We start from the raw sequence: 21,922 nt of genomic DNA on the forward strand, positions 1-21,922 counted from the left end.
CCTAAGATAAGTTTTTTTCAACTACTCTCAACAGAGAACAACCAAATTCAACTTCATACAACTTCATACAACTTCATACAACTTCATACAACTACATACAACTACATACAATTGCCAAGTCTACATTTGGCTTCGCCATGTCTGCCAGCTAATATTGATAAATTATTTTCATTTAAATCAATGTTATCTATAACGAGTTCATCCCAATTAGAACCGACGTCGAAGCACTTTAGTCGCTTCAATCATATTCCGCAGCGCGGGCTCAACTTCATCCCAGGTACGGGTTTTTAAACCACAATCAGGATTAACCCATAACTGTTTCACCGGCACTTTTTGCGACGCTTTAGTTATTAAGTCGACCATTTCATCAACGGTTGGAATATTTGGCGAATGAATGTCATACACACCGGGACCAATTTCATTAGGATAATGAAAATCTTCAAAGGCACTCAGTAGCTCCATACGCGAACGTGACGTCTCAATGGTGATAACATCAGCATCCATCGCCGCTATGGCATTAATGGTGTCATTGAACTCGCTGTAACACATGTGTGTATGGATTTGAGTTGCATCTTCAACACCTGCAGCCGATAACTTAAACGCATCCACCGCCCAGGTTAAATAATCTGCCCATTGGCTTTGTTTAATCGGTAAACCTTCACGAAATGCAGGTTCATCAATTTGAATAATGCCAATACCCGCTTTCTCTAAATCAACCACTTCGTCACGTACTGCTAATGCAAGTTGGTTAGCAATATCTTTACGTGGAATATCTTCACGAGCGAACGACCAATGTAAAATGGTCACCGGACCCGTTAGCATGCCCTTAACAGGCTTGTCGGTTAAGCTTTGCGCATAGGTAGCCCAGTCGACCGTCATTGGTTTGGGGCGAGACACATCGCCATAAATTAACGGCGGCTTAACGCAACGAGAACCATAACTTTGCACCCAACCAAATTGAGTAAACCCAACGCCCTCTAATTGTTCACCAAAATACTCCACCATGTCATTACGCTCAGCTTCGCCGTGAACTAGCACGTCGATACCCAGTTTAAGTTGACGAGAAATGGTGTCTTGAGTGACTTGCTCAAGCTGTGAACGGTAATCATTGTCATTGATTTCGCCTTTACGCCAGCGACTGCGTAAACCCCGAATAGCTGGCGTTTGCGGAAATGAACCTATGGTGGTTGTGGGTAATAATGGCAGCGCTAACTTTTGTTGTTGGGCAATGATACGGCGGGCAAATGGACTGTTACGTTCAAAATCATCAGCGGTTAGCTGCGACACACGTTCTACAACCTGCTGATTAGCTGCGGCAGCTTTTGCCAAGCGGCGTTGCTGGCAACGATCAATAATCGCTTGGCTAGTTGCTGAACCTTGCTCAACGATTAATTGATGAATTTCGTTAAGTTCAAATAATTTTTGTTTCGCAAAAGCTAATTGGCCAAGTAATGGCGTAATTAATTGTCTTTCAACCTCGACATCCACAGGACAATGCAACAATGAACATGAAGGTGCAATCCACAAACGATCGCCTAACATGGTCGCTAACTCGGTTACCTTCTGTGCAATCACATCAACATCAGCAGCCCACACATTACGGCCATTAACCACCCCAACAGAAAGTACCTGCTGAACGCCTAAAGCATTAACAAACACATCAAGCTGTTCTGGCGCGGTGACTAAATCAAGATGTAGCCCCTCAACCGGTAATGCACTCACCAATGCTTGATGATGGGCAATAGAACCGTAATAACTGGCGAGTAAAACCTTTAATGATGCTGGCTTTTGTTGCGCTAACGTTTGATAACTGTGGCTAATGGCTTGCTGCCACTCATCGGTTAAGTCTGCCGCTAATACCGGTTCATCAAGCTGTACCCAACTCACACCTTGGGCAGCAAAACGAGACAAAATTTGTTGATAGGCAACCAATAACTGCGGTAACAACGTCAACTTATTAAACTCAGAAAGGCTTTTAGATAAGTATAAATACGTCACCGGACCGAGCAGCACAGGTTTTGCTTGATGACCTAATTGCTGTGCTTCTGTGACTTCATCAAACAATTGTTCGAAGGCAATCTCAAATGTTTGATCAGCGCTTAGTTCTGGCACTTGGTAATGGTAGTTAGTATTAAAAAACTTGGTCATTTCTGCCGCACACGCATGTTGACCGCTTTGCGAACGGCCACGAGCCACGCGAAATAAGGTGTCAATATCGACAGCGGCTGGGCTGCCATCAGCTTGAGTGGCCCGATGACGATCGGGGATCACATTTAAGGTCGCGCTCAGGGTTAGCACCTGGTCATAATAAGCAAAATCCCCTACTGGCAGTAATTCAACACCCGCATCTGCTTGCCACTGCCAATGAGTGCGTTTTAATTCACTGGCAACGTTTTTCAGCTCCGTTAATGTTGCTTCACCGCGCCAATAACGTTCTAAAACAAACTTCAATTCACGCTGACGTCCTATGCGGGGAAATCCTAAACTTGAAATTTTCATACTGCTTTCCTTTTCGTTGAGCAAAAATTTATAGCCATTTATGTAGAAAAGCTACATAGGCGTCTGGACGTCTAGAAGTTTATTGTGTTACTCTGCTGTCAAGCAATCGAATTGATTTCATCAGCTAGTTGAGCAAGATTCATGTGGAGAGAAAATGATAGAGCTTAGACACCTTCGCACCTTGATGGCGTTAAAGGAAAGTGGCAGTTTAGCGGGTGCAGCTAAAAAACGGTTTGTAACCCAGTCGGCGCTTTCTCATCAAATAAAAGAGTTAGAGACACGAATTAACTCAACTATTTTTGTTCGTAAAAGTAAACCGTTAACGTTTACTCACGAAGGTTCACGTCTGCTGAATTTAGCGGAAGAAATCTTACCGAAAGTGATTGCAACCGAGTCAGATCTTAAACGCGGTTTAGAAGGTGAAAGCCAACAGCTTAAGCTCGGCATTGAATGCCACAGTTGTTTTCGTTGGTTAATGCCCGTTATTGAGCAATTTAAACAGCATGCGCCAGCAGCTCAAATTGACATTTCGAGCCGTCATTTATTTGATTCACTCAATGCGTTGGAGACAGGGAGTTTAGATATAGTGCTAACATCTGATCCTGTGCCAGGACATAGCGTCGCATATCAGCATCTATTTGATTTTGAAGTAAAGTTAGTCGTTGCTAGTGATCACGCATTAGCGGCACAAGCGTTTGTCACGCCAGCGCAATTGGCAAAGCAAACCTTAATTAGTTACCCCGTGCCTTTGGCGCGTTTAGACATATACAAACACTTTTTAGAGCCCGCTGGTATTGAACCTGGCGAGCAAAAGCAATGCGATTTAACCTCTATGCTGTTACAAAGAGTAGCCTGTAATGATGGTGTAGCAACCCTACCAACTTGGTCTATCCGAGAGAGTCAGGGGCTAAGCCTTACTGCGGTAAAATTAGGAGCAGAAGGACTAAAACGTCCTTTGTTTGGGGCCTATCGTCGCGATGCCACTAATGCAAATTTAATCCAAAAGTGGCTCGAACTGGTAGCAAGTGAAGGCATAAATCTACAACGGGTTGATTAATAAACCTCGTTTAGACAGTACGCGTCGAAGCACAAGTCCTGGAGAATCAGGGTTTTGTGTTTGGCGTAAGTTATGTGCAATCAAAAATTCTTCGCGTAAATCATCATCTAGCCCTAATGACGCAAATGCTTCGAGCGATAACTGCTGTTGTTGTTTATCAATAAGCGACTTCAATACTTTTAACGATACTGGTCGAGACAACTCAGCATTTAAATAAGCAAAAGCGGTTAACGCAATCACCTGCCCAAACACACTAAACAACGCTAATGTTTGCATTTCATCCGCATCGATTTTAGTGCCTACACCAATGTCGTTGTCTTCACGTAACAGTTGTATGCAATCCACCGCAATGGTTTCATTTAATGCCCAATAGCCTTGAACCAGTTTTTTGTAAGGCTCAGAAAGTTCATCAAGCCTTTCTTTAAGGTAAAACGAAAACGCGTAGCGATAAATGTTCACTTGGCCCAAACGGATTAAGGCATCTTTTACACTACGGCTTTTTGTTGATATGACACCTGCTGTTTGCGCGGTATTACTGCGTAACAATAAATGTGCTGCCAAAGCAGGATCCGCTGAAATGATATCGATAACGACTCGAATATCTGCTTCGTTAATCAGAGATTTTTTTAATGGAATTAATATGCCACGACGACCAATGACTTGCTCTTCATTGCCAATAATAGCTTGAACTTGAGTAAGGACTTGTTGCTCAAGATTAGTCATATTCATCAATTACCTTTTCTTAGAATAAATCACTTTATTCATTAATTTAACGATATATTAAAACGAAAGCCAGTAATAGTTTACTGGCTTTCGAAAGGTTATTCGCTAAAAAAAGATAATCTAGAAACGATAACCCGCAGTCAGTCTAATTGAGCGACCAGTACCAGAATAATAACCACTGCCATAAGCCGAGTAATAACCAGTGCCAACATAATCTTCGTCTAACAAATTATCTACGCGCAAACTGGCCGTCCATGCATTACGACGATAATTTAAGGCTAAGTTGGTTAATACATAACTGTCTAACTTATCACCGGTATTACTGTTGTCGCCTTCCATGTAACGCTCGCCAGTGTATACACCTTCAACAAACGCTTGCCAATTATCAGTAAAATCATAGCTTACGAAGGCTTTACCTGAATGTTTTGCCACCCAAGATAACGCTTTGCCATCGTTCTCACCTTGAGTAAACTCGGCATCAATATAGTCGTACGAAGCACCTACCAGCCAGTCATTTGATAACTGCACATCATAAGCAGTGCTCACACCAAAGCGGCGAGATTCATCGGCGTTTACGTTAGCACCACCACCATAAGGCCCATCTGTACGACCGCCTTCGTAAACAATCTCATCTTCTAACTCAAGTTGATAAGCATTAATTTTCAATGTTTGCGTCGAGGTAGTAAAGTCCCAACCGGCTTCATAAGAGCGACCTGTTTGTGGATTCAAACCTTGTACATCAAGCGGGGTGTAAGCTTGTTCATCGACTTTAGCAAAGCGGAAGTTATCATTTGCGCGGACATAAAAACGATGTTCGCTGCTTGGGCGATAATTTAGACCTAACTCAAAAGCATGAGCGTCATTATCGATTTCAACACGATTAGGGTAAAGTAATTGGTCATATAAATCGTCAGTCACTTCAGAATAACGGCCACCAACAACATAAGATAATGTCGGCGTTATCGGTACCGATGCTTGCACATAAGCGCTCTTTTGTGTTTGTTCATTATTTCGTTGCGTATAAAGTGTATCGAAATCAGCTTCACCTTTACTCACATCAATACCAGCAACAAAATTTAAATCACCATGTTCTAAATGATAGTTAGCAGTAGCTTTAGGTGAGAAACTTAATAAGTCGCGCTCAATACGCCCTGCTCCACCAAATAACAGACTCGTGGTTGATGTATCCGAGTAGGTTAAATCAGCACCTAAGGCCCAAATATTATTCAGCTGGTATTGATAACCGCTGCGCAATGCTGTGGTTATTTCATGAGAGAATTCACCTTCAGAAAATGATGCTACTTGGCGAGGATCTGCTTCGTACTGCGCCAGCGTTAGCGCGCCTGGTGCTTGGCGATCGTTATCAAAATGATTAACTTCAACATAGAAGTCTTCGGTATCTGTTTGATATTGTAAGCGACCTAGAATAGAACTAGTTTCATTGTCATTATTATCGCGGTAATTATCACTTTCGTTATAGCTGGCCGCTAAAAAGTAACGCCATGCATCGTTGATAGCCCCTGAAATATCGCCCTTAGCTTCATAGGTATCAAAACTGCCACCACTAACCTGTAAACCACCACCCGTTTCTGTCGGTGCTTTGGTAATGATATTGATCACGCCGCCAACAGCTTGGTCACCATATAGTACCCCTGCACTGCCTGATAAAATCTCAATACGCTCAACTAAGTTAATCGGGATCGACTCAATGCTCGGTGCCGCAATATCAATATTATTCAGTCTGCGTCCATCAACTAAGATCAGCGTGTTATTAGCGGCTTGTGATGCAGAAAACCCACGCATAGAAAATACACTGCCCGAGTTATTATCCGACACCTGAATACCAGATTGTCCACGTAATAAATCGGTTAAATTGGTGGCGCCGCTCATTTGAATATCAGCAGCATCAATGACATTAACATTGGCAGCAATATTTAATGGCTTAGCAGCATTTCGGCCAATAACCACAATGGTTTCATCCATGCTGATAGCCGAAGACGAGGGGGATGTAACAACTGATTCAATCGCAACAGCATTAACACTTGCGACACTGAAGACAGCACTTAATAACAGTGCAATTTTTGTTGGTTTAGTACCCATTTACCTTTAACTCCTGAAAGGAAAAATGGGGCAATAACGCCGCAATATAAAACTCCTCTTGGGCCTTATTCTACAGAAAGGTTCTATAAATAAGCCCACAAGCGGTATCACATTACATTTCGAGATCTGCCCACCGAAATCATCGAAATCACCTTTAAGGCCGGTCTCCGGACTAAGGTTATGGCGTTACACTAAAGGTAAACGCACGCGAGTCGAGATGATTAACGCAAGGTTATTGCGCACCTGACTCTCACCAATCACCGTTGCGGGGGCAGTACCAGATTTACACTGGTTTCCCGATTATCCTGCTTTGGTCTATCGTTTCAAAGCAAGCACCGTAAAGATTGACTATTAAATTATCATAAGTTGATATTCAACTCATGATTGAAAAATATCTGTTGTTATGTCTGCGTTAGCATTGAGTACCATAGTACTGTCTGACTAATGAGTGACATCCCAAAATATTAGCGCGGCGATTATAACGGATCCTAAGGTGAAGTTGATACTAACAAAAGCTTAACTCACAGATTATTCAACTTGTCGGGCATTCAACATGTTGCGAGAGTGACACTAGAAATGGCCAACAACGCTATCAACACGGCACTAATTATATCAACACAGCGCTAATATATGAATATGTCGTCAATGTTAGCGATAAATGTCGACGTTAAGGTTGGCTCATGAAGTTACGATAATTATCGATAGTGATAGGAGCTGTCTCTGTGGTAAAAATGGCTGTACGAATGGATTTATGGATTAAGTAGACATTTTCGTCATCACTTATCACCGTAAAATAGCCCATCTCACCTTGCGGGCTGGAAACATAAGACGCTTCAACCACTGTGGAAGAATGATGAATATTAGGCATACTGGTGCAGCCTAATAAACCATGTACAGCCTCGAGCCCATCGACTTTAGAACTGCCTAGCTGTTGATAAACAATTTTGCCTTCACAATGTTCTTGATATGTCGCCGCCATCGAATCTAAAAACTGGTCGGGTTCAACGTCATTTGCTAAGCCTTTAAACCCCTGCATACAGACTAAACGAGACCAATCATTTAATGATTCATTGGATGGAATAAACTCAGCCATTGTCATATCGCCACGTTTATCGCTGAATGCAAGCTTCCAATCTAATGGCGGTAAAAAGCCAAATTTTTCAGATAGGGCCGTGAGTTTTTGAACATCCTCAGACATCACCATAGCACCTGATGAGTTGTCATCTTCGCCAAATGCCATCAGTGCTGGAAGTGTCGCAGATGCACTACTCGGGAACAGGAACATAATTCCTAGACAGCCCGAGCAGCCGATAATTGCAGCAATCTTGTTCATCCAAATGAATCCTTATTTGGTCAAGAAAGAGATAAGTTGACTAAAAATCATTCTAATTAGGTATATCCTATCCTGAACATACAAAAATTGACACTTATCGATAACATTTACATCGTTGGTAAGATGTTAGTTTAGTTCTTCGTCATCTTCGTCTTCAGCATCGTCTTCATCTTCAGCATCGAATAACTCTTCTTCATCGACGGCAGATTCTGCAGCTATAGCCGCTGCTAAACTTTTAGCTTTAAGGTGCTTTTCAGTTTTACGCTTGTTACGATCAACTTGCTTAGATAAAAAACCTTGCAGTGATTGCTCGCCCCATGCAGTAGCTTCTGCTTCTGAAGCAAAACCATCTTGGCTTTTTGATACTATGGTTTTAGTCGATGTCATACGACGAGTGATTTCGGTTTTCCACGTGTTTTCAATTTGAATAACACGTAAAGCATACTTTTTGCTATCGCTCATAATCTATTCTTTCCTACTTAAGGTATCACAGGCTAAAACCCATGAAATTTCAGCCGCGCAGTGTACTCGAAACGCACGAGTTTGGGCAGCTATTTAATGGTTATTTTTGCAGCTTATTTGAAAAATTAACTCAGTGGCAAGCGTAATGCTGCCACTGGAGAAAATATGATGAATAAAATCTCGCTGCGATGCGGTTATTGTTTCACTAATTGGTTAGAACCAACAATCATCATTTCACATTTATGGCAGTCAAACACCAACTTCAATTTATCTTTACCGACGTCTAAAAACATTGGGTCGGCTTTAATCCCTTCAACTTCTTTCGGGCATAAGTTAAAGCTGTAACGCAAACAATGTTTGGTCACCATTAACGGTGCATCATGCAACACGTTATTTTTCTCATAGGTATCTTCAATTTGAATCACCCCATGCTGATGATAAAACGATTTAGCTTTTTCGTTAGCCACGTTAGATAAAAAGCTCAATGCTTTTTGTGGGAAACGCGCCGTTTTATCGTGCACCCAACGCTCTGGTCGTTGGTAACTCGTCACCCTTGTGGCCATTAATGCACTCACAGCATCGCGGCGTAGCTCGTTTACCACAGAGGCAGGTAAAAACCACATTTGCTCCGTCAGTAAATTAACCTTATTCAATACAAAATCACTGCTGCCAAGTTTGCTAAGTTGCTTTTTCAGATTTTCTGCCGTTTTAGCTTGATCATTCGCAGGGGCTTTATCACAGGCTAAGGTAACGGTTGCACTTATACCGTGTACATCGGTGATGGTTAATCCGACGCCGTCATCGGTATCAAAAAATTGCATATCAACAGCTATTTTACGCGTGGCAGAATCTTTATTTAAGATAGCTTCAAACTTATGATCGAAGTTACGGAACATCATCACGCCAATTTTAAGATCTTTAGGCACCTCAGTTAAATACAAGGTATTACCGTCGGCGCGGTTAATGCGCACACCGGAGAGCTTATCGTCAGACAACCGCTGGGTTTCATAATGTTCAACAAAGAAACATAAGCCATCACCATTGTTAAAATGAATGTCTTTGCCACTTTCACTGGTATCGATTTTAATAAAGTCTTTACCTACTTGGGTGATACGGCCCACTTTTTCACCGATAAACTTAGGCGAACTAAAATGCTCAATGGCCTCAGTGCGTTCATTGACAAAATAATCTGTTTTACCGCGGTTAAAACTTTTATCAGGATCGGGCGTAAAATTAAACTCGCAACGACCATGAGAAATAGATTCTACATCATTGCGTTTAGCAATAATGGCATCCAGTTGTTGACGGTAATGTGCGGTAACATTCTTGAGGTAAGTAATGTCTTTTAAGCGGCCCTCAATTTTAAATGAGCTAATGCCCGCATCAATTAAGGCTTCTAAATTATCCGTTTGGTTATTGTCTTTTAGTGATAATAAATGCTTATTTTCAGCTAATACTTCACCTTCACGCGTAGTCAAATTACACGGTAATCGACACATCTGTGAACATTCACCGCGATTAGCACTGCGATTAGAATATGCATGGCTTAAATTACATAAACCGCTATAACTGACACATAACGCACCATGAATAAAGAACTCTAACTTCATTTTTGTGCTAGCAGCAATGTCGCGAATTTGTGGAATATTCAACTCACGAGCTAACACGACTTGTGAAAAACCGACTTGTTCGAAAAAAACCGTTTTTTCTGGGCTACGGTTATCAGTTTGGGTACTCGCATGTAACGCGATAGGTGGAAGATCTAATTGTAAAACCCCCATGTCTTGAACAATCAAGGCATCGACACCGGCTTCATAAAGTTGCCAAATAAGCTTTTGCGCTTTATCAATCTCGTCATCCATTAAAATGGTATTGAGCGCCACAAACACTTGGGCATGGTAACGATGAGCAAATTCAGCTAAGCGAGCGATGTCTTTAACGCTGTTGCCAGCATTATGACGCGCGCCAAATGCAGGGCCGCCAATATAAACCGCATCAGCACCATGACGAATAGCTTCAATGCCATAATCAGCATTTTTAGCCGGTGCTAACAGTTCAAGTTGGCGCTTTACAGGCGCCTCAGGGGTGAACAATTCTACAGAAACCATAATGTTAATTAAATTTCGCATTGATTCGGATAAAAAAGTGCGCCAGCATACTAATATTGTCGCATTGACATAAGTATGTTGACGCACTCACATAGCTTTATACTTTAGCAAACTTTGAACAAAGTTCTAAGTAAATTCGTTGCTAATTACCGCTTAAACAACTGCTGAATATAGCTTATAAAAACAACTCTTGGATGTTTTTAAAGTCAGCTTTGCCTTCAGCAATTTCTTGCGGATTAAGCCCAGACACTTCATGGGGAAACACTAACCAATCTTCAGATGAATGAATAAAATATTCAGGTTTTAAGTCTACTTTAGTGTTTTTTGGCTTGTAATAAGGGCATGCGATACGGATATCGGTTGGCATGTTCAAACGCATGAACTTTCTTAATTTACCAATAAGTGCATCAATACTGCGGCCAGAGTCAAATACGTCATCAACGATCAACAAACCATCGCTAGCATTGGCATTTTCAATAATGTAATGCAAACCGTGTACTTTGATATTCTTATCTTGTTTGTCAGTGCCAATACCATAATAAGAAGACGTTCTAACGGCTATATGGTCAGTTTCAACTTTCTTGAAATCAAAATACTCTTGGACTGCAATACCAATTGGAGCGCCACCGCGCCAAATACCCACGATAAACTGAGGTCGAAAGCCACTATCATATACTTGTGCAGCGAGTCTAAATGAATCTTCCAGTAGTTGTTGCGCACTAATAAAGTGTTTATCTGTCATTGGTTAAGCCCCCGATTATTTTATTGCGGAGAATTTTATACCAAATAAAGCTTTCTTGCCTGTAAGAATAGGAATTAATTGATCAAACCCATAAAAATAAAAATGTTGATCAAATCATAATATGACTCAATATTGATTGTTACCTATTTGAAGCATGCTCGTATCGGCTATCATGTCACGCGGAACCAATCTGTCATCAGTAAGCATACTATCAAGTTAACGTATTCGCTGAGTGGCCAAATAGGCTTATTGGTGGAGATAAATCTACTTGTCATTGAAAACGACTATGGCATAGTGGGTTTTAATGACAAGTAGATTAATCGCCAATTCAGGATGAATACGCCACTATGCTGCTCAATAAAACCTTACACAATACTTACGGTACTGGACTGGCAAACACCACGGACAGCAACGAACTCAATGTGCCCAAAGGTGACAACCCGCTCATATGGCCTGTGCTGAGTTTATTGCAATCATCAAATCAAAGTTGGAAAGTGCATCATTTAGCCAGTGAATTACAAACTAAAGGTTTAATGCATAACCTTGACCCATTACCCGAAAAAGACCTATTCAAACGCAATTTTCTCCTGATGAACGCCTTGTATGAATTACAAGACATACTGATGCCCAAGCAGTGGTTGCAAGTGAAGGCGATGGAAATCCAAATATTTCGGATCATTCCAGCCAGTGCTGATATACAACATATTCGCGATGGTGCATTACGTGACTATTATCTCGATTGGAACAATTATGATTCCAGCGTAAACGTTGTACGGGAAATGCTTGAGTCATTCTGGTCTAGCTTTCAAGAGTATATTGGCGTTAACACACAGTTGATGCACAAAGGTCATGCGTTAAAAGTGTTTGAACTTGATGAAACCGCAACCAATAAAGACATTCGCAAGCAATGGCGTAAGTTAGCATTAAAATGGCATCCCGATCGTGAACAAGGTAATGCTGAACGCTTTCGAGAAGTGTGCGAAGCATGGCAAACACTCAGAGATTAGCGTTGATCGGTAAACTACCGTGGTTGAACACTCTTCATCCACAGCCGTTATCGTTGTCAGCACTAAAATGTTCAGGGTGACTGTTCTACATTCATCCTTCCACATCAGCCCTGCTAATTCAACATGCCATATCGGCCTTGCCACATAACCCAACAACAATGAACCGCTTATGACCACTCTTCATCCACAGCCATTATCGTTGTCAGCATTTAGATTACTGTTCTACATTCATCCTTCTATATTATCCCTGCTAATTCAGCATGCCATATCGGCCTTGCCACATAACCCATCAACAATGAACCGCTCATGACCACGCAATAGTGACATTGGCACAGATCATTAACCTCACAGCAATATCTGAACTTTATTAAAGGATTATCCTCATAAAGCACGCATCGATCACGAAATTAGCGTCTTTTTGATTGATGATTTAAGCCATAATTCAGCTAACAAACTTACCCTAATTAGCTCAAGCAGATTAATCGAATCCTAGTGACTATTTACTACTAACATCGATTTACTACTTACATTGATTCGCTATTAACATAGATTAGCTATTAACATAGATTTGAGGTTTACATGATTAAATATTTTGCCATAGTACTAACGCTCATCACCGCCTCGTTTAGCACATTTGCTACACCATTTGTTGAGGGTAAGCACTATACCCAGATTTCTAACAACATGGTTCCAAGTGAACCTAAAGTCACTGAATTCTTCTCGTTCTATTGCCATAACTGTTTCAATATGGAAAGCCAGTATCTACCTGAAATCAAGGCGGGTTTAGACAAAAAAATCGCTTTCGACAGCAAACATGTCGACTTTATGAATAGCGACTTGGGCACTGAAGTCATGCGCGCATTAGCGGTTATTCATGAACTAGATAATAAAGAAGCGTTAAAAATAGCCATGTTTGGCGCGATCCAAGGCAAAGATAATACCGGCGGTCACGACCACGCTGCAGCTGGACATGAACACCAATCACAAATTAATAACCGTGATGATATTAAAAATGTTTTTGCTGAGTTTGGTGTCGATGCAGAGCAATATGACACGGTAGCAGACAGTGCAGACACCAATAAAAAGTTAACCATGTGGCGTCAACAGCAAGTGTCGTATGCAGTACAAAGTGTACCGGCATTTATTGTTAACGATAAATACGCTATCAATTTAAATGAAATGCGTAGCTTGGACGATATCATTGGGGTCATTAACTACTTAGCATTAAAGCAGTAGTGCTAACCAATACAAAAATGGCTATCCAATGGATAGCCATTTTTTATCTCTATTGCTTAACTCGCTGTGGTATAAATTGCATAACTTAATCGCGGTAAGGTCACCGTTAACTCTGCTGATACGGCCTGTGCGGCATCTTCAATTGGTGGCACTACAACATCTGGCCATGTGGTCATTAAGCGATAACGCTTGCCCTCTTGGGTGACATTAATCGTCTGCGCTTGCTCACCGCTATTAAACACCATCAAAAACTCTGCCCCTGTTTCAGGGTCTACCCGAGCAAATGCAAACATGTCTTTGTCTGCTTGATAAAAGCGGTCTTGATATTGACCACGACGCAAAATAGGATATTGCTTACGCAGTTCACTCAGTTTTGCTATTGCTTGATACAAAGGGTGTTTAGGGTCAAAGTTATCATCTGCGGTCGTCGCGTTCGTGCCCAGTAAAATATTGTCATTGTAGCTAGCAACGTGAGATGCAAACATATCTTCTCGTGCGTCAATGTCATTGCCATCGCCCGTAAATCCTTGCTCATCACCATAATAAATCACTGGAATACCGCGAGATAAAAACATAAACGCATGCGACAAAATACTGCGTTGCAGTTTATCGGCTGAGCTTACATCAGGATTGGCTTGATTGACGAAATAGCCAGTGCGGCCCATGTCATGATTACCTAAAAAAGTCATCAATAAATCAGCCTGGCTGTCGTCATCTTGATATAACGAATCTTGGGCAAATAATTGCTGGGCTAATACAGGACTCTTGCCGCGATAAAAAATATCTGCCGCAGTTTGTTGAAACGCAAAGTCCAATACCGAAGGTAACTTGCCTTGGGTAGTAAAAACGCTGAGGTTGTTAGGGTTGGTATCGTACACTTCACCAAACACATGAAACTGAGGAATGCCTTGCGCCTTGGCAAAGTTAACGATTTCAGGGCTAAACGTTTGCCAAAATGACAAGTCCACATGTTTAACCGTGTCGATCCTAAATCCATCTGGCTTAAATTCTTTAATCAGATTTTGGTAAATATCAACCATGCCAGATACCACTTGAGGATCTGCGGTATTAAGATCATCTAAGCCACTAAAGTCGCCATTTAATGAGCTCTCACCTTTGAATGTGCTATCACCTTGGTTGTGATAAAAACGCGGGTCATTTAACCAATCAGGCACTTTTACACTCGCTTGATCTTGCGGCACAAACGGCGTGTAACTGTCGCCCTTTTCAACTTGAGCTAACGACTTGTATTCGCAATGGGTTTGCGGCGCAATAAACTCTCCCGACGCTTGATGACACTCTTGGTACTTGATGACATCGGCCGTGTGGTTAGTAATAATATCAAAAAAGACTTTTATACCGCGTTGATGTGCCGAGTCTATTAGCTGTTTTAAGTCTGCGTTAGATCCAAAATGCGGGTCTATTTCGGTAAAGTCGACAATCCAATAACCATGATGCGCAATGCCATCTGATTGAATGGCCTTATTTCGCAATAATGGCGTCATCCAAATCGCGGTAATACCAAGGTTTTGGAGATAATCTAACTTTTGTTCAATGCCTAAAATATCACCGCCATGAAAACCGCGACTGCTGCTAGTATCAAAACCACCCGCTGAAATTGGTTTAGAGGTAGAGCCGTTGTCATTACTGCTATCGCCGTTATAAAAACGGTCTGGCAATACAAAATAGAAAATATCGTCCCGAACATCACGATGTAAGTAATCTTGGTATATATCAGCTTGTACGCTTGGTTGTGGCAAAGGCTGAACGGCCGACGCTACCACTTCTGTTTCTGCCTGCTGACATCCACTTAACACCAATGCTGCACTCAATAGTGCCCATGTTGTCTTGTTCATATTGTCTTAGAATCCTTTAATTGAATGGCATCGAGAAATGCTCGGGTATTGCTCAAACATGCTGTAGTGATGATTAAGGTAACTCATGTCCTTTATCGCTGACATACAATGCATACCAACACCAATGCTGCACTCAATAGTGCCCATGTTGTCTTGTTCATATTGTCTTAGAATCCTTTAATTGAATGGCATCGAGAAATGCTCGGGTATTGCTCAAACATGCTGTAGTGATGATTAAGGTAACTCATGTCCTTTAGCGCTTACATACAATGCATACCAGTGCTCGCGACTTAACGAGACGTTAGTGGCTTTTGCACAAGCCTTAATACGCTCAAGGTTGGTGGTGCCAATAACAGGTTGAATTTGGCTAGGATGCTGCATTAACCAACTTAATAACACGGCTTCTGGGCTAGTGTGATATTCAGCGGCTAACGTAGCAACAAGCTGGCTGGTTTGCTGCACGGCTGTCGACTGCTCCGCTGTTGCTATGCCACTGTAAATCCCTTGACATAAGCTGCCCCACGCCTGAATTTGTATATTATGTTGATTGCAGTACTCTAACGTACCAGGGGTAAAGTTGATGTCTTTGCCGTCTTGATTACCCGCATAAATGGTTTCGTCTACCCATGCGTGTTTTTGCAAACTCATTTCAATTTGGTTTACCACTAATGGCTCACCAAGCATACGCTGCAGCGCGCTAATTTGATGTTGCTGCATATTCGAAACACCCAGAAAGCGTACCTTACCAGCAGACTTTAGCTGTTGAAATGTTTCGGCAATTTCTGCTGGTCGCATTAACGGGTCTGGGCGATGAAGCACTAATACATCAAGGTATTCGGCATTGAGTTGCTTGAGGCTGTTATCAACAGAATACTTAATCCACTCTGCTGATAAGTCGTAACGCTTAGGGCCCTTGCTGTCTTCAAATCGAATACCGCACTTGGTTTGCAGGTATATTTTTTCACGCAACTCAGGGCGCTGAGCTAATATCTTGCCAAAAACGGACTCTGCTTTGCCAAAAGTATAAATGTCTGCGTGATCAAAATAGTTTATTTGGTTATCCAGCGCAGTATCAATGACCTTATGGGCTTGCTGAATATCCGCTTGAGTAATCGCATTATTATTCCAACCGCCACCCAGTCCCATACAGCCATAAACAATAGGGCTAACGTTTGGTAAAAATTCAGTTAAGGGTAAACCCGTCATATTGATGCTCTTTTTATAATGGTAATGAATATGAGTGTATTGGATCCTGCATAAAAATGAACCGTAAAAAGCAAAATCATTATTTGGTATATCTACCAATAACAGATTACAGTTCTCTATAAAATATTATTGATGGTTATAATCATGAGCCGTGAACACAAAAAATTTGAGCGATTATTCTTATTCAGCGAAGTCGCCAAACAACTTAGCTTTACCGAAGCGGCTGCCTCATTAGGGATATCGAGAGGATATTTATCTGAGCAGATTAGGCAACTCGAAAAAGAAGTAGGCCGACCATTACTCATACGCACAACACGCAGTGTAAGGCTAACGCCACAAGGTGAGATGATTTTATCGAGCATGGGACAAGTGAAAGCCGACTTACTCATGCTAGACAAAAGAATTCGTCACGACAACGACGATATCTCAGGGCGGATCCGCATTACAGCGCCCAGCCAACTCACTCAACGGCATTTGCTTAATATTTGCCATGAGTTTACGCAATTGCATCCGCAGGTACATTTTAGTATTGATTGCAGCTATACCCTGCACGACTTAACCCGTAACGATTTTGATCTCGCATTTAGGGCTACCGCAACACCACCGCAAAACATGGTCGCTAAAAAATTATTTGATTATCAGCAAATCTGTTGTGCGGCCCCTGCATATCTTCAACAACACGGCACGCCCAATTCGATTGAGGATTTGCAACATCACCAATGCCTAACGGCAACAGAACAAACTCACTGGACCTTCAATGCTCAGCCGATATTAATCAATAGCTACTTGAGTGTTAACGATAATCATATGCTTAAACAGCTGGCATTATTGGGTCGAGGAATTATTGTCGGACCAGAGTATTTAGTCGATAAAGAAATACAAGCAGGCACATTACAGGCAATCTTAACCACAGAAACCATGAACGCATCGACCACTTATTTAATTCACCCACAGTTGGTACAACAATCCGCAAGGCTAAGCAGTTTTATTCAGTTTACGTTAAATTGGTTTCAGCAATTGAATACCCAATAATGAGTCGATTTGAACTAAGCCATTCTTCTGGTGACAATGCTAATGACAATGCTAATGACAATGCTGATGACAATGCCGGTTTGCCAGCGACTCAGGCACAGTTAATTAAAAAAATCGCGAAGATGTAAAAGAGCCAATAAACAATGAAGCACAATAAAGCCAATAAACCCCTGAGCAAACACAATATGATAACCGCGCCATGCTAAAGCATTACTAGGATCTGCTATGTACCAACCGGCTCCGCTACACACCACCAGCAGTAACAAAATAACCCCAATGCCTTCAATGACACTGATTAAACCTTTACCACCAGAATGTGGCAATTGACCGTGCACTAACCCTCGCACATCTGCAAGCAATGGCGTTAACTCAAAGGTAAGCCAAGGAAAAAACTGCCGCCACTGCCCGGCCGCACACACTTTATAAGTAAACATCAATGCTAACAATGTGGTAAACAAGCCACCATAAACATGAAATACATCCCAAACACTGGCGCGAGGACTTAATTGACGTCCAATTAATATCCATGGGCTGGTGCAAATTAATAACAACGACATCAATATCATCAATGGATGCAATACTGCTTCAATACGCTGCCATAACGGCTTTAGTACCATTAATTATGCCTCTATTATTTGCTGAGCAAACTCATCAACTTTTTGCCAATCGGTAAACTCAACTTTGGTATTAGGGTCTGTCGGCCCTTTGGTTAGCCACATAATAAACCGAATAATATTCCGGTCCATGGCACCATAACCTTGGTAATCTAAATTACCGCCAAACACCTGTAATAACCTTGGCTGCCAAGGGCTTTGACTTAAAAACTGTTGCATATAGCTGTTAGTTTGCGGCGTGTTTTTATTGGGTTTGCGCGCCACTAAACTCACCGAGAAAAAACCACTGGGTTTGCCGTCCAATTCCGCTCGATGATCTTCAATAAATTGATACAGGGCTGGGCGATGTTTGCCATGACGAATACTGGCGCCAATGTACACTTTATCAAATAGGGCTAAATCGGGAGCTTCCGCTAAGGATACGACCGTGACCAGCTCGCCTTGCTCAACCAGTTGACGCTGTAAATATTCACATATTTTTTGAGTGTAACCATGGACACTTGAATGGATCAGTAAAATTTGGCTCATGCTGACCTCGAATGAAATCATTTAAAAGTAATACAGTATCTTAGACCACTGGCGCGAAAATTTACATGAAACAGATCACGTCATCATCATCCACAATTACTTCAATATGAACTACCGTAATGCAATGTGAACAGCCGCGCAAAAAAATACCCTAGGCATAAATGTCTAGGGTCTGCTGAACTTTGCTGGTTAAATTTCGTTCGAGATAAAAATATTTTAATCGAGGCGAGTGGATTGCTGCCTAGCAATCTAAGCAAAATTCGCTCAACAAAGAGTAAAACGTTTTTAGCCGAACCCTTCGGGCAGCGTTTGTTGGTCATTTCTACTGCGTTATCAGCTCTTAATGTAGAATAACTACACTACAAAGCCTCTGCCTTGTAGCTCATGTGTAAGTAATGACCAACAATTCGCTGCAAAAAAACCTTGAAAGATCTACAGACCCTAAGGTATTTGAGCTCTACAGCAATTTATAACGACTGTAAAAAGGCGATTACCTGATCACGCTCTGTTTGAGTTAATGCCATAAAGTCTTGCTTAGACGTTTTAGATTCTCCGTCATGCCACAAAATGGCTTCTTCCAAGGTTGCTGCGCGGCCGTCATGCAAAAATCCGGCTTGTGGATTAACCGTTTGGGTTAAGCCTATGCCCCACAATGGTCGAGTACGCCATTCGTTACCGTCGGCTAAAAAGTCTGGACGACCATCTGCCAGTCCTTCACCCATATCGTGCAACAACAGGTCACTAAAGGGATAAATAGTTTGGCCTTTTAAGCTTTCGCTCATCGGTAATCCGCCAATATCACCTGAAGTTTTGGTCACAAACGACGGCGTATGACAACTGCTGCAATTGAGTTGTTCAAATAACCGAGCGCCTTCGCGCACTGCCGTTTTATCAACGTTACGTCTGGCTGGCACCGCTAATGTTTCGGCATAAAATACCACAGAATCACTGAACTCTGCACTGGCCTCAGGCGCACCATTAACATCTTCACCAGTATCAACAAACCCAGTTCGTGTTAAATATGAATCATGTAAGCTGGTGCCAACAATACTTTCATCAGGAAATAACGGGTTAGTAATACCAATGTCGCCACGTAATGCACCTAATGATTGTACTCGCACACTTGGAGTATTCGCTTTCCAACCAAAGCGACCTAAAGACACGGGTGTACTGTCACCATTTTGTGCTTTTATGGCATCAAATACCCAATTAGCCCGTCCAGAAATATCATCTTTGTTACTGTCATCAGCATCAACATTGGCGAGAATGCTTGCCTCAGGTATTGCTTCTAGCAACCCTAAACCAAACACAGGCATGCCGTTACGCCAACCCATTAACACATCATCTTGTAATAGATTTGAAGTTACATTGGCACTTTGTTTGGTTTCGCCTGGTGCATCATATGGATTTTCGACCGCGAAAATAGGCTTCTTCAAACTAATGGTGCGTCCATCGGCATACACTTCATCATGTCGCTCATAAGACAAATACACATCTGCTTGACCAACAAATGCATTGTCTTGCCAATCAGGGCGCGCTTTTAATACTCCGCGATGAAATAGCTGGTCACCAAAATCTGGCACTTTAATCGGCGCACAGTAATTATTATCTGCAGTTCCTACACTACAAGGCTCAGCGGGAGCTTTGCTGATACGTAAGAAAATACCCGCTGCCGAACCCAGTTTTACCCGAGTTTCATCTGCGGCCAAAAAGGGAGTGGAATTTCGACCATCGCGTTGATGGCAAGAATTACAGTCAGCATTATTAAATACAGGGCCTAAACCATCAAGCTCAGGGTGTTGATCATTCGGCGCTGTAGTAAACGAAACTTCAAAGTTGGTATCACCTCGTAAATGTAACGCGAGTTCATCTGCCGTTAAATTTAACGATGGCGTTGAAAAGCCATGGCCAGAGTTACTGGCATCGAATGTTGTGGTGTCACCGCCTAAAGCAACAATTAAGGTATAGCTAGGATAAGTCACTACCGGATCAATGGGGTCTGGCGAGGTTTCATCATCGCCGCTGCCACCGCAAGCACTTAGGCTAAGCCCCAGTAATGCTACAAACCAATAAGGTTGTCGTAATAATTTGTTCATCTTTGTCTCACACATTCACACTAAAATTGAGTTTATGTAGCAGTAATGCGACCTTGTTATGAGTTGAGTCTCTATTTTTTGGGTCACACTTACCCTCTCAATAAGGTCGTTCCATGGCCTTATTGAGACGGTAACAGTTAAATTATGAGTTCCAATCAGATAATAAAGGCAGCACATCTGACTGCAGCGTCGTTTGTAACTTTGTTAATGCATCCACGGCGACTTGGGTTCTAGCTCGGCCATCAGCATCGAGAATCGCTTGGCGGAACGGCATGCTAGTGCTACCCGAAATGGCTTGAATTTTTAAAATGGCATCATCAATTTCGCTGGCGACACGCGTAGCTAAAGTCGCATCAGCTGCTGTTACAAAATCAATTAAACCTTGCTTATCAGCACCACCCGTAAACTCACCTTGATAAACGTTACGTACACCAATGATGTTATTTGAAAAGTCGGTTAGTGAGTTCCACGAATACTGCGACTCCACCTTAGAGGTGTCTGCCGTGGTTAATGACTCTCCGAATGGATCGGCAATTTTACCGTTACCCACTTCATCGACAATACCAATCATGCCGTTGATCAATTCTTCAATAACCGCCAACTGAGAAGAGTAAATAGTGTTAGTGGCATCGCCAGGAGTTTTAAGCAACTCGGCATAAGGTTTGGCGTTAGCATCTTGTGGGTTATGGCTCACTTGCCAAGCATCGTCTAATTGCGCGGTGTAATCGCGGAACACTTCCGCTAAGGCGATTAAATACTCACGCTCTTTGGTGCTAAGATCTGCAATCAACTTTGTGTTGCTGTTAACACCATCGCCAAACAACAGATATTCCATGGTATGAAAACCTTGAACATCATCATTCCAACCTTTAATGGTGTCGGCATCAAAACCATTGCTGTTGGCTAACTGGGTTTGTAAGTCAGTGGTGTTTAACGGCCAGCTGTCTAAATGCGGGTCGATACTCAATGAGTCGACTGGGCCAAAGATATGCGACTCCCCTTGCTCCCAAGGTTGACGAGCCGACTTCCACGCATTTTGTGCAGCCACTAAATCGGCTTGTACCGTTGAGGTAAGTAAGGTTTGGGTTGCCAATAATAAGGCATCCCCTTTTGCCGCTAAATCAGCATAACCAGCCACAATCACATCATCGGTTAAGTTAGTGATCATTTCTGTCGCGACAAAACTAAAACCGGTTGGTGGTGTAGTTGGGGTTGTCGGGGTGCTAGTGTCATCCGAGCCTGAACCGCCACACGCGGATAATGTTGCCACTAGTGCTAGTGAGATTGCAGTGTAGTTAAAACGCATAATAAAACTCCATGTAA

Annotated in this window: 18 protein-coding genes and 1 riboswitch; of the genes, 5 read left to right on the forward strand and 13 right to left on the reverse strand. The window is 42.1% G+C overall.

Annotated features, from left to right (window positions below; translation table 11 throughout):
* Nucleotides 1–207: 207 nt before the first annotated feature.
* Nucleotides 208–2,499: a 5-methyltetrahydropteroyltriglutamate--homocysteine S-methyltransferase gene (metE, locus tag CXF88_RS05475; RefSeq protein ID WP_101085913.1), complete on the reverse strand. Its 2,292-nt coding sequence runs from the start codon at nucleotides 2,497–2,499 to the stop codon at nucleotides 208–210.
* A gap of 154 nt (nucleotides 2,500–2,653) precedes the next feature.
* Here metE and CXF88_RS05480 point away from each other — a divergent pair, with 154 nt between their 5' ends.
* Entirely contained in the window at nucleotides 2,654–3,556 is a 903-nt protein-coding gene (locus CXF88_RS05480; RefSeq protein WP_101085914.1) for a LysR family transcriptional regulator, read from the forward strand.
* Here the strand turns inward: CXF88_RS05480 and CXF88_RS05485 are convergent.
* From CXF88_RS05485 to CXF88_RS05510, 6 genes are all read right to left on the reverse strand, one after another.
* Complete coding sequence (locus tag CXF88_RS05485) at nucleotides 3,539–4,279, reverse strand: HDOD domain-containing protein (protein ID WP_101086305.1); 741 nt, start codon at nucleotides 4,277–4,279, stop codon at nucleotides 3,539–3,541. The genes CXF88_RS05480 and CXF88_RS05485 overlap by 18 nt on opposite strands.
* Nucleotides 4,280–4,399: 120 nt before the next feature.
* Entirely contained in the window at nucleotides 4,400–6,379 is a 1,980-nt protein-coding gene (locus CXF88_RS05490) for a TonB-dependent receptor (RefSeq protein WP_101085915.1), read from the reverse strand.
* A gap of 140 nt (nucleotides 6,380–6,519) precedes the next feature.
* A riboswitch (cobalamin riboswitch) is annotated at nucleotides 6,520–6,734 on the reverse strand.
* A 312-nt stretch (nucleotides 6,735–7,046) separates the two neighbouring features.
* A complete protein-coding gene (locus CXF88_RS05495; RefSeq protein WP_101085916.1) occupies nucleotides 7,047–7,712 on the reverse strand; it encodes a hypothetical protein in 666 nt (221 codons plus the stop codon).
* Between the two features lie 126 nt (nucleotides 7,713–7,838).
* Nucleotides 7,839–8,174: a DUF3622 domain-containing protein gene (locus tag CXF88_RS05500; protein WP_101085917.1), complete on the reverse strand. Its 336-nt coding sequence runs from the start codon at nucleotides 8,172–8,174 to the stop codon at nucleotides 7,839–7,841.
* Nucleotides 8,175–8,368: 194 nt separating this feature from the next.
* Nucleotides 8,369–10,282 carry a U32 family peptidase gene (locus tag CXF88_RS05505; protein ID WP_101086306.1) on the reverse strand — a complete coding sequence of 638 codons (1,914 nt, stop codon included), beginning with the start codon at nucleotides 10,280–10,282 and terminating at the stop codon, nucleotides 8,369–8,371.
* A 175-nt stretch (nucleotides 10,283–10,457) separates the two neighbouring features.
* Complete coding sequence (locus CXF88_RS05510) at nucleotides 10,458–11,024, reverse strand: phosphoribosyltransferase family protein (protein ID WP_101085918.1); 567 nt, start codon at nucleotides 11,022–11,024, stop codon at nucleotides 10,458–10,460.
* A 347-nt stretch (nucleotides 11,025–11,371) separates the two neighbouring features.
* Between CXF88_RS05510 and CXF88_RS05515 the strand changes: the two genes are divergently transcribed.
* Nucleotides 11,372–12,031, forward strand: a complete 660-nt coding sequence (locus CXF88_RS05515) for a DNA-J related domain-containing protein (protein ID WP_101085919.1) — start codon at nucleotides 11,372–11,374, stop codon at nucleotides 12,029–12,031.
* 579 nt (nucleotides 12,032–12,610) lie between these two features.
* Nucleotides 12,611–13,267 carry a thiol:disulfide interchange protein DsbA/DsbL gene (locus CXF88_RS05520; RefSeq protein WP_101085920.1) on the forward strand — a complete coding sequence of 219 codons (657 nt, stop codon included), beginning with the start codon at nucleotides 12,611–12,613 and terminating at the stop codon, nucleotides 13,265–13,267.
* Nucleotides 13,268–13,323: 56 nt separating this feature from the next.
* Here the strand turns inward: CXF88_RS05520 and CXF88_RS05525 are convergent, their stop codons facing one another.
* Together CXF88_RS05525 and CXF88_RS05530 are read right to left on the reverse strand one after the other, a co-directional pair.
* Nucleotides 13,324–15,123 carry an alpha-amylase family glycosyl hydrolase gene (locus CXF88_RS05525; RefSeq protein ID WP_101085921.1) on the reverse strand — a complete coding sequence of 600 codons (1,800 nt, stop codon included), beginning with the start codon at nucleotides 15,121–15,123 and terminating at the stop codon, nucleotides 13,324–13,326.
* Nucleotides 15,124–15,357: 234 nt separating this feature from the next.
* On the reverse strand, nucleotides 15,358–16,329 hold the full coding sequence (locus tag CXF88_RS05530) for an aldo/keto reductase (RefSeq protein WP_101085922.1): 972 nt from the start codon (nucleotides 16,327–16,329) through the stop codon (nucleotides 15,358–15,360).
* Between the two features lie 144 nt (nucleotides 16,330–16,473).
* Between CXF88_RS05530 and CXF88_RS05535 the strand changes: the two genes are divergently transcribed.
* On the forward strand, nucleotides 16,474–17,361 hold the full coding sequence (locus CXF88_RS05535; protein ID WP_101085923.1) for a LysR family transcriptional regulator: 888 nt from the start codon (nucleotides 16,474–16,476) through the stop codon (nucleotides 17,359–17,361).
* On the forward strand, nucleotides 17,361–17,489 hold the full coding sequence (locus CXF88_RS22170; protein WP_277949079.1) for a hypothetical protein: 129 nt from the start codon (nucleotides 17,361–17,363) through the stop codon (nucleotides 17,487–17,489). Before CXF88_RS05535 ends, CXF88_RS22170 begins: the two co-directional genes overlap by 1 nt.
* On the opposite strand, the gene CXF88_RS05540 is transcribed toward CXF88_RS22170, so the two are convergent.
* The 4 genes from CXF88_RS05540 to CXF88_RS05560 form a co-directional block, all read right to left on the reverse strand.
* Nucleotides 17,463–17,978 (reverse strand): cytochrome b/b6 domain-containing protein, encoded by a 516-nt coding sequence (locus tag CXF88_RS05540; protein WP_101085924.1) that lies wholly within the window; start codon nucleotides 17,976–17,978, stop codon nucleotides 17,463–17,465. The genes CXF88_RS22170 and CXF88_RS05540 overlap by 27 nt on opposite strands.
* Before the next feature lie 3 nt (nucleotides 17,979–17,981).
* Nucleotides 17,982–18,503 carry a menaquinone-dependent protoporphyrinogen IX dehydrogenase gene (hemG, locus tag CXF88_RS05545; protein ID WP_101085925.1) on the reverse strand — a complete coding sequence of 174 codons (522 nt, stop codon included), beginning with the start codon at nucleotides 18,501–18,503 and terminating at the stop codon, nucleotides 17,982–17,984.
* Nucleotides 18,504–18,970: 467 nt separating this feature from the next.
* The gene (locus CXF88_RS05555; protein ID WP_101085926.1) at nucleotides 18,971–20,599 is read right to left on the reverse strand and encodes a di-heme oxidoredictase family protein; all 1,629 of its coding nucleotides are present in this window, start codon (nucleotides 20,597–20,599) and stop codon (nucleotides 18,971–18,973) included.
* Between the two features lie 142 nt (nucleotides 20,600–20,741).
* The gene (locus tag CXF88_RS05560) at nucleotides 20,742–21,905 is read right to left on the reverse strand and encodes an imelysin family protein (protein ID WP_101085927.1); all 1,164 of its coding nucleotides are present in this window, start codon (nucleotides 21,903–21,905) and stop codon (nucleotides 20,742–20,744) included.
* Nucleotides 21,906–21,922 lie beyond the last annotated feature (17 nt).

This window comes from Shewanella sp. ALD9 (assembly GCF_002836315.1).
GTDB lineage: Bacteria > Pseudomonadota > Gammaproteobacteria > Enterobacterales > Shewanellaceae > Shewanella.

Excerpts from the sequence above, each read along its gene's own strand:
- metE (WP_101085913.1), bottom strand. The coding sequence starts at position 2,499 with ATGAAAATTTCAAGTTTAGGATTTCCCCGCATAGGACGTCAGCGTGAA.
- CXF88_RS05480 (WP_101085914.1), top strand. The coding sequence starts at position 2,654 with ATGATAGAGCTTAGACACCTTCGCACCTTGATGGCGTTAAAGGAAAGT.
- CXF88_RS05485 (WP_101086305.1), bottom strand. The coding sequence starts at position 4,279 with ATGACTAATCTTGAGCAACAAGTCCTTACTCAAGTTCAAGCTATTATT.
- CXF88_RS05490 (WP_101085915.1), bottom strand. The coding sequence starts at position 6,379 with ATGGGTACTAAACCAACAAAAATTGCACTGTTATTAAGTGCTGTCTTC.
- CXF88_RS05495 (WP_101085916.1), bottom strand. The coding sequence starts at position 7,712 with ATGAACAAGATTGCTGCAATTATCGGCTGCTCGGGCTGTCTAGGAATT.
- CXF88_RS05500 (WP_101085917.1), bottom strand. The coding sequence starts at position 8,174 with ATGAGCGATAGCAAAAAGTATGCTTTACGTGTTATTCAAATTGAAAAC.
- CXF88_RS05505 (WP_101086306.1), bottom strand. The coding sequence starts at position 10,282 with ATGGTTTCTGTAGAATTGTTCACCCCTGAGGCGCCTGTAAAGCGCCAA.
- CXF88_RS05510 (WP_101085918.1), bottom strand. The coding sequence starts at position 11,024 with ATGACAGATAAACACTTTATTAGTGCGCAACAACTACTGGAAGATTCA.
- CXF88_RS05515 (WP_101085919.1), top strand. The coding sequence starts at position 11,372 with ATGCTGCTCAATAAAACCTTACACAATACTTACGGTACTGGACTGGCA.
- CXF88_RS05520 (WP_101085920.1), top strand. The coding sequence starts at position 12,611 with ATGATTAAATATTTTGCCATAGTACTAACGCTCATCACCGCCTCGTTT.
- CXF88_RS05525 (WP_101085921.1), bottom strand. The coding sequence starts at position 15,123 with ATGAACAAGACAACATGGGCACTATTGAGTGCAGCATTGGTGTTAAGT.
- CXF88_RS05530 (WP_101085922.1), bottom strand. The coding sequence starts at position 16,329 with ATGACGGGTTTACCCTTAACTGAATTTTTACCAAACGTTAGCCCTATT.
- CXF88_RS05535 (WP_101085923.1), top strand. The coding sequence starts at position 16,474 with ATGAGCCGTGAACACAAAAAATTTGAGCGATTATTCTTATTCAGCGAA.
- CXF88_RS22170 (WP_277949079.1), top strand. The coding sequence starts at position 17,361 with ATGAGTCGATTTGAACTAAGCCATTCTTCTGGTGACAATGCTAATGAC.
- CXF88_RS05540 (WP_101085924.1), bottom strand. The coding sequence starts at position 17,978 with ATGGTACTAAAGCCGTTATGGCAGCGTATTGAAGCAGTATTGCATCCA.
- hemG (WP_101085925.1), bottom strand. The coding sequence starts at position 18,503 with ATGAGCCAAATTTTACTGATCCATTCAAGTGTCCATGGTTACACTCAA.
- CXF88_RS05555 (WP_101085926.1), bottom strand. The coding sequence starts at position 20,599 with ATGAACAAATTATTACGACAACCTTATTGGTTTGTAGCATTACTGGGG.
- CXF88_RS05560 (WP_101085927.1), bottom strand. The coding sequence starts at position 21,905 with ATGCGTTTTAACTACACTGCAATCTCACTAGCACTAGTGGCAACATTA.